The organism is Cellulosilyticum sp. WCF-2, from assembly GCF_003990395.1.
Lineage (GTDB): Bacteria > Bacillota > Clostridia > Lachnospirales > Cellulosilyticaceae > Cellulosilyticum > Cellulosilyticum lentocellum.
In genome coordinates, this window is sequence record NZ_CP034675.1 from 3,045,280 (window position 1) to 3,060,058 (window position 14,779).

Below are 14,779 nucleotides of genomic sequence, written 5' to 3' on the forward strand. Positions count from 1 at the left end.
GATGCAAGACTTTGACGTAGGCTTTCTAAGTACACTGATGTCCTTTGGTATCTCAAGCGGAGCCTCCAGTAGCGGCTTACCAGATATGAATACATTAATGTTTGTTAACTGCGCCTACTATAGCGGAGATTTAGGAGAAGGCTCTAATTATTTGAGTGCTGATAGTTATGTCCCTATATTCAGTAGTGATTTTAGTTACATTCCTAAAAAAGGTGGCATTGTGATGATGGGAGCCTATCAACTTGAAGATCCAGATGATTATAGTGGTGAAACACCTATGGCTATATTAAAGATTACTACTGATAACAAGGTAATCTTTGAAGATGATATAACTGCATATTTTCCAGACCCTATTGTAGAGAAAGTAAGAGGTTTTAGCTATCAGAGTTCTTTTAAGATAGAAGCCAAGAGGCTGAATCTAACAGATAGTATGGGGTTACAACTTTATCAAACTATGATTATTGGATATAGGTAGGTAAGTGAAATGAATGATATAGCATTTAAGAATGGCATACTTTGTGGCTTGTTAGCTACAGGTATTGGAATAGGCGGAGGTAGTAGTGGAAATAAGCTTCCTTTACCTGAAGTATTAGAAATTATTAATCTAAGCTACTATGATAACGTGATTACTTACCTTAATGAGTTTAGCTATACAACTTTGCTATCTAGTAGCTTTATTTATATGCCAAGTCAAGGTTATGTCATGATTGGTGGCTATGACCTATATGATTTTGAAGGTGATGATTGGGAGTCTACACCTGAGGCAACTATGAAAATTACAGTAGATGGTCAAGTTGTCTTTGAAGGACAGCTATGGGAGATTTTTGAAGATGTAACAATCAATCCACCTTTAGTTTATCAATACCAATACAGTTTTGAATTGTCAGCTAAAAGGCTTAATATGTCAGATGGAATGCAGATGCAATTACGTGAAACCATGGTTTTAGGATTAAAATAGAAAGGATTCAGAAGATGAATGATTTAATAGAAGGAATTAGAATAGCCATTGTAACAATAGGCGGTTTTATAGGAGGGATAATGGGTGGCTTTGATGGACTCATTTATTCATTAATAGCTTTTGTACTGATAGACTATTTGACAGGGGTCATGGCTGCTATCGTAGACCGTCAACTTTCTAGTGAAATAGGCTTCAAAGGGATTTTTAAAAAAGTCAGTATCTTTATGTTAGTAGCAATAGGACATATTATAGATTCAAAGTTATTAGGAACTGGGACTGCTCTTAGAACGGCAATCATATTATTTTATAGTTCTAATGAAGGTATTAGTATTTTAGAAAATGCAACACGTATGGGGCTTCCTATTCCTAAGAAAATCAAATCAGTATTAGAGCAACTTAAAAAGGATAGTGATGAAGATGAACATCCAGAATAACTATATAACGGTTAATCAATATTCTAGACCTAAAATAGCTATAAAAGCTGTTAAAGGAGTAGTAATTCATTGGGTGGCCAATCCAAACTCTTCTGCTCAGGCTAATCGTAATTACTTCGAAGGGCTGAAAGTAGGAAAGAAAAATAGTAATGGTAGTATGATCTATGCCAGTTCTCATTACATTGTAGGACTAGAAGGAGAGGTTGTGGCTTGTATACCTGAAAATGAAATGGCCTATCATGCTAGTTCAGCTAATGGTACGCACCTTGGCATAGAGGTTTGCCATAAAGATTGGGAGGGACAATTTACTTCACCTACTTATGAGGCCTTAATAGAACTTGTAGCTGATATTTGCAAGCGATATAAACTTAATCCTCTTACAGATGTTATCAGGCATTATGATGTGACAGGTAAGAATTGCCCCCAATATTATGTTTCGCACAATGAGGCATGGGTACAGTTAAAGAATGATGTTAATAAGCGATTAGAAAAAGAAGTTATCACACAGATAACCATTCAACTTAATGGAAAAGAAAAACAAGTGAGTACTATTAATATAGATGAAACTCATTACATTAAGCTTCGGGATTTAGCAGATGATCATATAGATATCGGGTATGATAAAGAGAAGAAAATGCCTGTAGTTACAATTAAATAGTTGATGATATAAGGGGGTGGCTCAGTGGGTCACCCTCATTTTTTATGCTTGACTTACAGCAACACTAGAGTGATGAATGTAGTAGCTTAAATGAAAGGAGCAAAAACAATGCAGGTTACTATACTAGAACCAGAAGCTACACCAATAGTTAAAAAGAGGGTTTGTGCTTATGCTAGGGTGTCTACCAATAGTTTAGATCAGGCAGATTCACTAGAAAACCAAACCATTCATTATCGAAATAAAATTGAATCTAACCCAGACTATGAGTTTGCGGGCATTTTTGCAGACAGAGGTTATTCAGGTACTAAGGATAATAGACCAGAGTTTCAAAAGATGATGTCACTTTGTAGACAAGGGAAAATAGATCTAATCCTTGTAAAATCAGTTTCTAGGTTTGCAAGAAATACGACTATTGTATTGCAATATATAAGAGAGTTAAGAAGTTTAGGTGTAGAAGTACACTTTGAAGAACAGAACTTAAATACTCTATCAATGGGTGGTGAGCTTATGCTTACTGCCCTTTCTGCTTTTGCAGAAGAAGAAAGTAGAAGCGTGAGTGAAAACATTAAATGGCGCATTAGAAAGAAGTTTGAAAGAGGAGAGCTCATTATTAGTACAAAGCGCTTTTTAGGATATGACAAAGACGAATATGGGGACTTGGTTATTAATCAAAAAGAAGCTCAGATAGTAAGGCGTATCTATGAGGATTACTTGGTGGGTACAGGAAGCTTTATCATTGCTAAAGAATTAAATGCACAAGGTATTCCAACAGTAACAGGTGCAAAATGGCATGACACTACTATTCTTGAAATATTGAAAAACGAGAAATACAAGGGTGATGCTTTGCTACAAAAATATTATAGACCAGACCATTTATGTAAAAGGAATAAAAGAAATATCAATAAAAGAGAAAGCTTTTATGTAAGAGAAAATCATTCACCTATTGTATCGGTAGAAATGTGGGAACAGGTTCAAAAAGAATTAAAAATAAGACGTAGAAACAAAAAAGTAAATAACAAGAAACACACATTATCAGGACTGCTCATTTGCAGTAAGTGTGGCTGTAAGCTACAACGAAGAGTTTGGAACAGTGGAAAGCCATGTGAAAAGATCATGTGGCAATGTAGCAATTATATTAAAAATGGAAAGGCTGTCTGCTCAGGGACTGCTATAGAAGAACGAATACTAGATGGGCTTAATATAAAAGGAGAAACTATTGTGAAGGAGTGGATGAAGAATGGCAAGAAGCATTACACTTATACCAGTAATAACAGAAGAAACGACTAATGAAGTGACCCAAGTTATAAAGAAAAGAGTAGCGGCTTATTGCAGAGTATCTACGGATCAAGAAATGCAGTTAAATTCTTTCGAAGCTCAAACACGTTTCTATCGTGAAAAAATAGAGGCTAATCCAGAATATGAGCTAGCAGGTATTTATGCAGATGAAGGTATATCAGGTACCAGTACAAAAAATCGGGATCAGTTTAATAAAATGATAGATGATTGTAAGGCTAATAAAATAGATATGATTATCACCAAGTCCATTAGCCGATTTGCTAGAAATACCCTTGATTGCTTAAACTATGTAAGGCTGCTTAAGGGGTTAGGCATTGGGATTATGTTTGAAAAAGAAGGTATTAACACTTTAGATTCTACTGGTGAGACGCTCCTCACAATCCTAAGCTCCTTAGCGCAAGAAGAGAGCTTAAGTTTGAGCCTCAACTCTACATGGGGTGTAAGAAGACGGTTTGAACAAGGTAAAGTGACTATTAATGAAAAGAAGTTCTTAGGTTATGACAAAGATAGTGAAGGCAATCTTATTATCAATGAAAGGCAAGCAGTCATTGTAAGAAGGATTTATAAGGATTTCCTAGATGGAAAAGGTACAGCCCATATTACAAGAGAGCTAGAAGAAGAGAAGGTTAAAAACTGGAATGGCACAAGTAAGTGGTATGAGAGCACAATAAAGAGCATACTCAGAAACGAAAAATACAAAGGTGATGCAATCTTGCAGAAGACTTATACAGTAGATTTCTTAACAAAGGAGCGTGTAAAGAATACTGGTAAAGTACCCAAATACTATGTAGAAGAAAGCCACCCAGCTATCATAGAACTTGAAACATGGGAAGCTGTTCAGTTAGAGATGGAAAGACGCAAGAAGTTTTGTGAAGAACATAATATAAAGAAGTTAGATACAAGATTACCTTTTTGGGGCAAAGTCATATGTGGTGTTTGTGGAACTGTTTACTGTAGAAAGACTTGGATGAATGATGGTGGTAAGAATAAAAGAAAGGTTTGGATTTGCAGTAATAGATATAGGACTAAAGGTGTAAAAGGATGTGATAGTAAGCATGTTGATGAAGAAGTGTTGAAAAAGGCTTTTATGGAGGTGGTTAATGTATTAGTAGAAAATAAGCAACATTTCTTAGACAAGTGGAGAGCTGAGTTAGAAGATAGTAATGCATTAAAACAATACAGGTTTAAGATGTTTATACGGATATTGGAACCAACATCTATGACAGGCGAGTTTGATGAAAGCTTATGCTTAAAGATTTTAGATCAAATAAAGGTAATAGATGGCAAAGGAAAAATGTACATTACATTATTGGATGGTACAAGTATGCAATGTAAAAATAACAATTAAAAGTTTAGGAAGTACTAATTAAATTTAAGCTAATATAGCTATGAAGTGAGCACCATCTTGGCAATTAAGCCTAAAATGGTGTTCATTTTGATATTAAGCATAACAACTACAAAATATTACATACATTTAGTACTTTCTACTGAAAAAAGTACATACGACAGTTTTGGACAAAATTTTGTTAATTTAAATATTATAATTATACAGAAAATAATTATAAAGGGGAGTTGCTATTTGAAAACCAGAAAAAGATTTTTAGCCTTTTCACTTGCATTTGCTCTAACGATGACATCATTGCCTGTTCAACTATTTGCACAAACAACAAAAGATGCATCAGTACCTATATCAGCACTTGTAGATACACAAACGACTACACCTGGAGCTATACAAATTAATCCCAATAAATATGTTGGAGATGGCTATGAAGTAGAGTTTAAAGTGGTAAATCAATGGCCAGGAGCATTCCAAGGAGAATTTGTACTTACCAACACTAGTGATAAACCACTAGAAAATTGGACATTAAAATTTGACTTTGAGCATGAAATAACTAATATGTGGAATGCTCAGATTGTAACACATGAAGCTAATAGCTATATTATTAAGAATATGGGGCATAATCAAGATATTACACCAGGTAGTAGTGTAAATATTGGCTTTCAAGCAAATTGTAGTGAGGAAATTAATATTCCTGAAAGCTATGATTTACTAATTGCTAAGCAAGAAGTAGGGGAAACAGACTACACAATTGACTTTAAAGTAATTAGTGATTGGGGACAAGCTTTTAATGGAGAAATTAGTATTACAAATAATACAGAAGAAGCAATTGAAGACTGGACTTTAGAATTTGACTTTGATAGGAATATAGAACGATTTTGGACAGCTGAGATAGTAGAGCATGAAGGTGAGCATTACATAATTAAAAATGCGGGATATAATGCTAATATCGCACCAGAGCAAACTATTACATTAGGCTTTTCAGGAAATCCTGGAAATGTAGATAGTGAGCCTACTAATTATGTGCTAAACCAATTAGGACAGATAGAAAAAAATGTTTCTAAAATTGTAATCAATCAAGACAAAGAAAATAGTGGTGAGTATATTGTTGGTACTGAAGATATATTGATAGATGGATATATCGAAGGAGAGGAAAAGGAAAAAATAACAGAAATACATTATGAATTGATTAATTCTGATGATGAGATTGTTACAGGGATTGCTGAAGGAACATTAGAGTGGAAAGTTTCTGATTTGCCAATCACATTAGGACAAAATCAGCTTCAAATCAAGGCAATTACTAATGGGCAAGTAGCTATAAACCACTCATTGGTTATTGACTATGTTAGTACTGAACTTCAAATGGCAGAAGAGTTATATATTCCAACAAGAATAGATGCGGATGCTATAATAGAAACAATTGTAGGTGTGTGGGAAGATGAAAATAATACATCGGAAGATACTATTGAGAATCAAACAGTATTATTGGTAAAAGATAGCAATCCACTCTTAGAAGCATTAAAAATGGGTGAATTAGCAGAAAGACAGGTTGTGTTTATTCCACCCAATGAAGAGAATCCTATGCCATTTGCTAAAGTGATTTTAGGCTATGCAAAATTATCAGATGACTTGACCTATAATAATTTTGATAGTGGTTTAAGAGAAAAATATCCACCAGAAGAATATGATGATGATTTATATTATGTCATTTATACAACTGAAGCAAGTTTAAAGGATTTGTTTAATTCTGATATGCGTATTAGAGCAGATCAAATTAACCTGGAAAACCCTATAGCTTTTTCAACATTTGATTCGGATTTAGTTGTAAAAGATTCAAATAGCATTGTAGAAAATAATACAGATAACGTTACGTTTGCAACAAGGACGAGTTTAAATCCTGCTAATATGTCGAGAGGTGAATTTTTTGCTAAACAAATAGCTAATGAATTTAAACCTATCATTGATGGAAATAATAGTAAAATAGACTTTCTATTTGGATTAAAAGATACTGTGATTTATGACGATGATAAGGATTTAAAGACTAAAAATGATCAAATGAAAATTACAGGAACATTTGGATTAAGGCAATTGGCACCTAAGTTTGAGTATACGTGGAAAGGAACAATATTACCAGAACAGATGCGATATTCTATAGAATGCGGGAATGTGTCGGAGTTTTCCGTATCATATGCTGGTAAATTTAATATTGAAGACTTGACGAAAGGCCTGCCTAAATTTAAAAATAAAAGAGATTTAAGCTTAGCGGTATTTGATTACACAATAGCAGAAGGCACAGTTCAAGGTGTAGATATGAGTAATAATTTTGTGATAGGATGCGTGGGTATTAATTTGAAACCTGTATTTCCTGTTGGATATACAGTAACTAATATTGAAGGTTATAGCCAAGATCATACACTTGACCCTATTGCTGTAGTTATGTTGACCATGAATTTGGAGGGGAAAATAGAGTGCACGATGGATATCGTGTATAAGTTTAATGAAACTTACAAAACAGTAGTGGAAGTAGTTGATAGTAAAAAAGTGCAAAGTACATCTAATGCAATTGATGTGGGATTTGATAAAAAATTAATTTATAGTCAAACAAAAGAACCTGCAGAACATGAATTTTATATAGAAGGAAAAGGTGAAGCCACAGTAAAAAGTGGATTAGAAGGACAAGTTGGAGTTATGTTAGGAGGAATTATGCCAACAACTCTTGGTTTAGGCGTTGAAATGGGAGCAACGGCTGAGATGGATGGAAAAATAGAATTTATTCCTAAGTTTAATGTGGTTGGAAGTGTTAAAGGAAAAACATCTGTTGATGCCTTTGCTGAATTAGCATTAAGGTTAAAAGCTAAAACAACTATTGGAGATGCAAAAATTGAATGGAAAGATTACTTATTTAAAACTAACTTATATAGTAGAGAGTTTGAATGGACAAGTGCAGGAATCACAGGTAGAATATATGACGACCGAACGAAAGAACAAATAGATACTGAGGCTATTACGGATACACCACAAGCAATTTTAGAGAATAGAAAACCACTAGCAGATGTTGAAATTACAGTAGAAGGCAAGGGAAAAAGTTTAAAAGCAAAAACAGATGCAAGTGGGAATTATAAATTAAATAATTTGCAACCAGGAGAATATATTGTAACTTATCTAAAGAATGGATATAGTATAAGAAAAATACAAGTAAATATAGGTAATGAGACACGTAAGTTATATGTAAATATGAATAGAAAAAAATATGATATATCTGGAACTATAAAAGATACAAATTATAATCTTGTCCCAGAGGCTAAAGTAACAATAGTGCCAAAAGAAAAATATATTAGTCAACAACAGATAGTAATGACAGATGCAAATGGAGTTTTTAAAGTGCAAGGGCTAATAGCAGGAACTTATGAAATTTTTGTGGAAAAAGCAGGGTATATTACCGCTAAATATAGCAAATCTTCTAATTTCCATGTACCACTAGACTTGAAAATAGCTAAATGTTCAGGTTCTAAACTACATGGTAAAATTATTAAGGCAGATGATGATATGGACATGTCTAATAATACTCCACTTGCTGATGTTACAGTAAAAATATGGGGATTAGGACAGAATTGGGGTATTACTCAAGCAGTAAGTACTAATGCTAATGGAATGTATATGTTTACAGACCTACCATTAGGAGAATATAAGCTGGTTATTTCCAAAACAGGATATATGGAAGTAGAAGAATATGTTACTGTAGATAGCGAAAATACGATTACATATAATTTAGCATTGGAACTTATATCAAATTACAGTAAGGGTAACGGCACTGTTCAAGGAACTATAAGAGATGCACAGACAGGTACTGCAATATCTCATTATTTGCAAATTAAAGTTAGAAAAGGAATTAATAATACACGAGATAAAGTTAGTAACATAATTAATACAAAAAATGGTGCATATTCAATAGTATTACCAGCAGGAAATTATACCCTAGAGGTATTAGACATAAGTACAGATCTGCCAGATGAATCGTTACGTTATTCTAAGGGAATTATTAATGTCAAAGTTCTAGGCAATAAAACAATCAGAAATCAAGATGGGGTTCTGTCAAGAAGGCTAAAAAGCAATCAAATTAGGATAGTACTGCGTTGGGGAGCAACACCAAGTGATTTAGATGCTCATTTAGTAGGCCCAAGTAATATCAGCGGAGATAGGTTTCATGTATTTTATTCAAATAAAAATTACACTTCAACAAATAACAACTTAAATGTAGATTTAGATGTGGATGATACTAGTAGCTATGGACCAGAGACAATAACTCTCACTAATCCTGTTGCTTCAGGAGTAAGATATGCTTATTATGTACATGATTATAGCAATAAACATTCGAGTGATTCTTCTGAATTATCTTTTTCAAACGCAGTAGTAGAAGTATATACAAGTAATTCTTCTACACCTAAAGTATTTTCGGTACCCACAAATCCAGGGAAAGGAACCTTGTGGAAAGTATTTGAATATGACCCCAATACACATGAAATCATACCAGTCAATATAATGAAGTATCAGAGTAATCCTTCTCAAGTAGGCTATAGTCTTATAAGTACAGATGAGCAAGAACTTGACGAAGAAGTACAAATGATTTTAGATGATATAGAATACTCGGTCAAGGAATAAATGATAATTTGGAGGGAGATAGGTGAAAAAAATTATTTTAATTAGTTGTATAGCTTTGATTGGATTAGGAATCTATGGAGCAAGTGGTATGAGTAGTATGCAGAACAAGGATGATGTACAAACAATACAAGAGGAAGATAGACCCAAACACATAAAGTGGAGAGATGGGTTTACTAAAACAGAAGGAATGATCTATGTTCCTGAGACATATGAGGTAGCATATAATACGTTAGTAGCTCTTTATAACGAACGTAAACAAAAAGAAGGATTACAAGTAAATGTGGAGGATTTAGTCTGTAAAGAAGCAACGCTCATAAAGCACATAAAGGAGCAGAATAAAATAATTCCACAAGATTATCCACCTGGGACAATGCTATCTCCTTTTGTAAATTTAAAGGAGAAATATCTTAATAATATTATTTTTATCCCAAATAAATCATTAATAGATTATAAGAGTGGAAGAAATGGACTTACAAAAAAACAATTTAAATTGATTTCTGAACAAATTGATAGGTATGAGGCAGAAAGTAAGAAAGCTGATGAAAAATTGACAGAAGTTATGGAAATTAATAGTTCTATTAATCAACTACCAAGAAGCATACATGTTTTTTATTATCCTAGTGACGTATCAAGGCTTTGGCAACCTAGCATTAATATTGATTCGAATAATCAAACACTAGAGGTTCTTAATGATGGAGCATATGAGGGTTTTCTTTATGTTTTTGAAAAGAATGGAAAAGTTACTGTTAGTCATGATGATTTTGATGAAGAAGAAAAAGAAGTTAGCAATGATCTTATTAACATTAAGGATATAGAAAAAATTGTTTATTTATTTTTCTTATATGACTTTATTCCTGATAATCCTTCAGATCCATTTACTGATGGAACAAGTTTTTATTGGCCTAAAATGGTGGTATATAATATTAAATAGAGGATTTCAATTCACCCCGGGGGTATATTCCTACTATTAACGCCAAATAGTTTTCTAACTTTGTGCAAAGGCATGTTGAGACTGTAGTGAAGCTTTCTAAATAAACCCTAGTAAAACCAAGGCTTAGAGTGATTATGCTTTAAGCCTTTTTGTGTGTTTTTAGAGGTAAGTAGTATTTGCGGAAACATATCTTTAGGGGGCGGGGGTACGAACTATTTGGCGTAATTCAGCAGTAACGCGAAAAAGTATAGGATATTGTTGAAAGGTTTAAAATAAATTCTATTAAAGTGGTATTAAAGGAGAATACAGATGAAATATTTTATGGTTGAAGGCACATTGAAAGATGCACATTTAATAAATGATACGATTATGAAAGATCATATGGCATATACCCAAATGGCTACGGATCAAGGTGTAATCCTTATGTCTGGCCTTAAGAAAGATATGAGTGGTGGCATATTTGTTATGAAAGATGAATCAATTGAAAAGATAGAGGAATATTTGTCAAATGAGCCTTTTAGGGTTAACGAAATACAGACGTATAGAGTTGTAGAATTTTCAGCTCATTATTTTAACGAATCACCTAGTGAGTGGTTTAATAAAAAGTAATATATAAAGGAAGGCAATTATGAGAAAAGTAATTTTATATATTGCAATGAGCTTAGATGGTTACATTGCAGATGCAAAAGGTGGTGTAGAATGGCTGGGTGGTCAAGAGGTTAGTAGTAAGGAGATGGGAAGTTATCCAGAGTTTATTAAAACAGTTGATACAGTAGTAATGGGTTGGAAGACGTATCATCAAGTTGTAACAGAATTATCTCCTGATGAATGGGTATATAAAGGGATGAAAAGTTATGTGCTAACCCATCAGCAAAAGATTTCAACAAAAGAGGTTGTATTTACAGATCAGCCTTTAGAAGAAGTTATAGTGGCATTGAAGAACCAATCAGGACAGGCTATCTGGATTTGTGGCGGGGCTAGTATTGCAAATCAGTTAATAGAGAAGGATTTAATCGACCGTTACCACATTACGATTATCCCTACTTTGTTGGGTGAGGGTATTCGCCTTTTTGATAAAGTGCACCAAGAGCTTAGGTTGAAATTAGTCAGTACACAAAGTTATAATGGCATGATGGATGTTGTGTATGAAAGAAGAGAAAAGGTAGTGGAGGATTAATAACATGGATGGTACAAAGAGAAGTAATATTAAAGTAGGGGCAACTGTTCTAGTTGTTCAAAAGCAGGACCAGCGTACTGATAAGCTAACAGAAGGAATAGTGAAAAAGATACTTACCAATTCACCTGAGCATCATCATGGTATAAAAGTAATGCTTGAGAGTGGTATGGTAGGCAGGGTGAAGGAAGTAAGGTAAGATTACTAATGAAAGATATGTAGAGGGGTAATAGTAGGCCTATTAATAACATTGAAGTTTAGACTAACTATTGGAGTATAGTCAATAGTTTGGACACGATTTGTAACGAAAAAATTTGTTGAGATCAACAATTATGCGTGCTGATCCCAGTATTCTGCGTCTAACTCATTTGGCATTTTATATCCAATCGCACCGTGGGGAAGACGATTGTTATATAGATTTTCAATGTACTCGAAAATATCTAGTCGAAGTTCCTCTAAGGTATGATAGTTTCTGCGATTGGTGCGATTCTTTTTGAGATATTTGAAAAAACTCTCACAACAAGCATTATCGAAAGGGTATCCTTTTTTAGAAAATGACTGCACAACATTATAGGAATCTAAGAGATTTCTAAATGCAAAAGCAGTATAATCGATTAAGAAAAAGGGATTGCTCCCTTTGCCTCATCTAAGAACCGTACGTGAGAGTTTCCCGCTCATACGGCTCAAGCATTTCTTAACCATTTCTGGCGGCAACAGTTTGTAGTCTTAGTCTTCTTTTGATAAAGTATTTCTCATCTATAAAAGGATTTCTAGATATTTGTAACTTTGGATGACGTCTGATATCAATTGTTCTTAGGTTAATAAGATAGTTCTTATCAGTCATAAATACCCATGGTTTACCATTTTTACTGTGCCAGTACTTGTTAAGTCGCCACCATTTGTTCTTCTGGGGATGTCTGTGTTTAGCCCATTGTTCTAATAGAAGATAAAGTGTATTGTTTACATACGAGAATGTACGACTTGCGACGACATGCTTATGGTAGTTTGTCCATCCTATTAGTATTGAATTTAATCTCCTGATTAAGTCTTCTTGTTTTTGAGTTTTGGCTCGATAATGATTTTCTATTTTTCCTTTTGAATTACGATGGTAATGTTCTTGTATTAGTTTTTCAAGTCCATCAAGTGTCATATTAGCATAAAGACTGGAAATAGAGCCGCCTTGTGGTGAGCCTGTTTCTGTAGGAAATAGAACACTTTTATAGATGAATCCTGATTTTAAGAATTGTTTCATTATACGTTTATCCATAGGTATATTTTCTAGTAACCATTCGTGGTTTATATTGTCAAAACATCCTTTTATATCTCCTTCAAGTATCCATTGGGGTGAGCATTTTCTTGCAAGTACGCAGAAAATTTGTTCACAAGCATTCTTTGCACTTCTTCCTTTTCGGAACCCAAATGATACCTTGTCACCTTTAACTTCGGCTATGGGTTCTAGTGCAAAGGCATAAAGCGTTTGAATTGCTCTATCATACATAGTTGGGATGCCCAGAGGTCGTTTCTTTTTCTTATCTTTCTTTTCAATATAGACTCACCTAAGTGGTTTTGCTTTATATTGCCTATCTGTAAGAGAAAGAGTTGCCTTCATCTTTGCAGAAGATGTAGACCAAAGTTGTTTGTCCACACCAGAGGTGTTTTTGCCTTTGTTAGAGGTAACTTTCTTAACTGCAAGAGCCTTTGGGTAGAATGAGTGTGTAAGAAGATACTGTAACCTTTTAACTTTATTAATATCATTTTTAACTGTTGCCTTAGCAATCCTGACTTGTAGTCTATTAACTTCTTTTGTTGCTATTTTCCAGTCAATGGTTTCCCACTGTTCTGAGCATCTGCGTGTGTCTTTTAGCTTCTCGGTTTTATCCGTCGTTGAATAACTAAAATTCATAGATATACATTCCTTTCCTGCTAAGAAATACCATGAGATAAGTCTGCACTCTTTCGAGTTGGGGCAAATTTTGAACCCCTATCCTTTGTCATTACAATAAAGGCATTTGCTTTTTATCTCTTTCTTCTGCCCTCAAAGCCGTTTCATTTCCTTGCGGATTGATACCCATAAGTAATTTATGGGAGCTTATAGGGTTTACCAAGTTCCGCATAATACATAATTGTGAAAGCCTTAGGAGCCGCCTTTAAACCGGGAGTGCTTTATCCATTCGCATTGGCTAGTCAGAACACCTTTGCTTGACTCCGTACCTTTTGGTCGAAGCGTAACAGCCTATTTCGCTTTCTCCGCGTAACGATTCCTACAGTGATTCACTTTACGTTCTCCATAGCTTTCTTATCCTAGTAGTCATTCCAGATTTAGGCTCCTAGAACTTCCTCATTGTCTCGTGAGCTTTCTAACCCAGACGTTACCATCCACGCTAGTCACGATAGGATTACTCCGAATGGATGGAGTAGCATTAATGCAATATATTATGCGACTTCTTGTCGCACCTCAGATCCCTGGTCAGAGTGAAATATGAGTCCATACTGAACATGACGGCTTTTATAAGCCTTATTAAAAGCTGACATTGTTAAGGTGACATCGTGGTTGCTAGCTATGTGCCAACCAATGATTTTTCTAGAAAACAAGTCCATGACAATGCAAAGATAATACCATTTACCATTAACTTTTATGTAAGTGAAATCACTAGCCCAGACAAGATTTGGAGCCTTTTGGTTAAATTCCTGATGGAGGTGATTATCGCATTCTCCCTGATCGTGATGTTTTACTCTACAAGGTTTATCTGTAGACATTTTAGGAAGAGACATTGATTGCATCAGTCGGTACACTCGTCCCACGCTGATGTTTATACCATAATCACGACTGAGGATATATGTGATTTTATAAGCACCAAGACATTTATCATAGTCAGAATAAATCTGAAGAATGACACGTTTGATATTTAGGTTTTCCCTTACTCTTGGAGCAGATTCAGAGTTGAAGTGCTTATAGTAAGTGCTGAGATTTACGTTTAGTACACGACAAAGGGTTTTGATATCATGCTGAAAGCGTAGTTTATAAACAGCATCTAGTCGCTCAGAGAGTGTGGCGTGAATATAGCAATCGCTTTTTTAAATATGAGGTTTTCCTCCTCAAGTTGAGCCATTCTTTTTTGCATTTCTTTAATTTGTTTAGCAGTTAGGACTTTGCCATCATCGGTCTCAACAGTAGAATATTGTTTAATCCATTTAGCGAGAGAAGTCTGTGAAATATCATATTCTTGGCAGAGTGAAGTCTGAGTTTTGCCATTGTGATAAAGTGCAACGATTGATTTTTTAAAATCTTCATCATAACGAGTTTGTTTAGTTGCCATGTGGGCACCTCCT

16 protein-coding genes are annotated in these 14,779 nt (G+C 34.4%); 11 read left to right on the forward strand and 5 right to left on the reverse strand.

All coding sequences use genetic code 11. The features are described 5' to 3' along the window. Position 1 precedes the first annotated feature (1 nt). The 11 genes from EKH84_RS13610 to EKH84_RS13660 all read left to right on the forward strand — a co-directional run bounded on the left by EKH84_RS13610 (position 2) and on the right by EKH84_RS13660 (position 11,648). Positions 2-475, forward strand: a complete 474-nt coding sequence (locus tag EKH84_RS13610) for a hypothetical protein (RefSeq protein ID WP_127066727.1) — start codon at positions 2-4, stop codon at positions 473-475. 9 nt (positions 476-484) lie between these two features. Further along, positions 485-958: a hypothetical protein gene (locus EKH84_RS13615; RefSeq protein WP_127066728.1), complete on the forward strand. Its 474-nt coding sequence runs from the start codon at positions 485-487 to the stop codon at positions 956-958. Positions 959-972: 14 nt separating this feature from the next. Further along, positions 973-1,392 (forward strand): phage holin family protein, encoded by a 420-nt coding sequence (locus EKH84_RS13620; protein ID WP_127066729.1) that lies wholly within the window; start codon positions 973-975, stop codon positions 1,390-1,392. Next, positions 1,370-2,050 carry a peptidoglycan recognition protein family protein gene (locus tag EKH84_RS13625; RefSeq protein ID WP_243118598.1) on the forward strand — a complete coding sequence of 227 codons (681 nt, stop codon included), beginning with the start codon at positions 1,370-1,372 and terminating at the stop codon, positions 2,048-2,050. The genes EKH84_RS13620 and EKH84_RS13625 overlap by 23 nt, the downstream gene beginning before the upstream one ends. 108 nt (positions 2,051-2,158) lie before the next feature. Further along, positions 2,159-3,337 (forward strand): recombinase family protein, encoded by a 1,179-nt coding sequence (locus tag EKH84_RS13630; RefSeq protein ID WP_127066730.1) that lies wholly within the window; start codon positions 2,159-2,161, stop codon positions 3,335-3,337. Then, entirely contained in the window at positions 3,288-4,694 is a 1,407-nt protein-coding gene (locus EKH84_RS13635; protein WP_127066731.1) for a recombinase family protein, read from the forward strand. The genes EKH84_RS13630 and EKH84_RS13635 overlap by 50 nt, the downstream gene beginning before the upstream one ends. Positions 4,695-4,925: 231 nt before the next feature. Further along, complete coding sequence (locus EKH84_RS13640) at positions 4,926-9,344, forward strand: cellulose binding domain-containing protein (RefSeq protein ID WP_190283333.1); 4,419 nt, start codon at positions 4,926-4,928, stop codon at positions 9,342-9,344. A 22-nt stretch (positions 9,345-9,366) separates the two neighbouring features. After that, entirely contained in the window at positions 9,367-10,275 is a 909-nt protein-coding gene (locus EKH84_RS13645) for a hypothetical protein (RefSeq protein ID WP_127066733.1), read from the forward strand. Between the two features lie 309 nt (positions 10,276-10,584). Continuing rightward, positions 10,585-10,884 carry a YciI family protein gene (locus tag EKH84_RS13650; protein WP_127066734.1) on the forward strand — a complete coding sequence of 100 codons (300 nt, stop codon included), beginning with the start codon at positions 10,585-10,587 and terminating at the stop codon, positions 10,882-10,884. A 19-nt stretch (positions 10,885-10,903) separates the two neighbouring features. After that, positions 10,904-11,452, forward strand: coding sequence for a dihydrofolate reductase family protein (locus EKH84_RS13655; RefSeq protein ID WP_127066735.1), 549 nt, complete (start codon positions 10,904-10,906; stop codon positions 11,450-11,452). Positions 11,453-11,456: 4 nt separating this feature from the next. Next, complete coding sequence (locus tag EKH84_RS13660; RefSeq protein ID WP_127066736.1) at positions 11,457-11,648, forward strand: YwbE family protein; 192 nt, start codon at positions 11,457-11,459, stop codon at positions 11,646-11,648. A gap of 131 nt (positions 11,649-11,779) precedes the next feature. On the opposite strand, the gene EKH84_RS22835 is transcribed toward EKH84_RS13660, so the two are convergent. From EKH84_RS22835 to EKH84_RS22520, 5 genes are all read right to left on the reverse strand, one after another. Then, positions 11,780-12,013, reverse strand: coding sequence for an integrase core domain-containing protein (locus EKH84_RS22835; RefSeq protein ID WP_243118599.1), 234 nt, complete (start codon positions 12,011-12,013; stop codon positions 11,780-11,782). A 130-nt stretch (positions 12,014-12,143) separates the two neighbouring features. Further along, complete coding sequence (locus tag EKH84_RS13670; RefSeq protein WP_330547617.1) at positions 12,144-12,995, reverse strand: reverse transcriptase domain-containing protein; 852 nt, start codon at positions 12,993-12,995, stop codon at positions 12,144-12,146. A gap of 6 nt (positions 12,996-13,001) precedes the next feature. After that, positions 13,002-13,352, reverse strand: coding sequence for a reverse transcriptase N-terminal domain-containing protein (locus tag EKH84_RS22510; RefSeq protein ID WP_243118592.1), 351 nt, complete (start codon positions 13,350-13,352; stop codon positions 13,002-13,004). Between the two features lie 530 nt (positions 13,353-13,882). Beyond that, entirely contained in the window at positions 13,883-14,509 is a 627-nt protein-coding gene (locus EKH84_RS22840) for an IS3 family transposase (RefSeq protein WP_127068082.1), read from the reverse strand. Next, complete coding sequence (locus tag EKH84_RS22520) at positions 14,482-14,766, reverse strand: transposase (RefSeq protein ID WP_127066737.1); 285 nt, start codon at positions 14,764-14,766, stop codon at positions 14,482-14,484. The genes EKH84_RS22840 and EKH84_RS22520 overlap by 28 nt, the downstream gene beginning before the upstream one ends. Between the last annotated feature and the right edge of the window lie 13 nt (positions 14,767-14,779).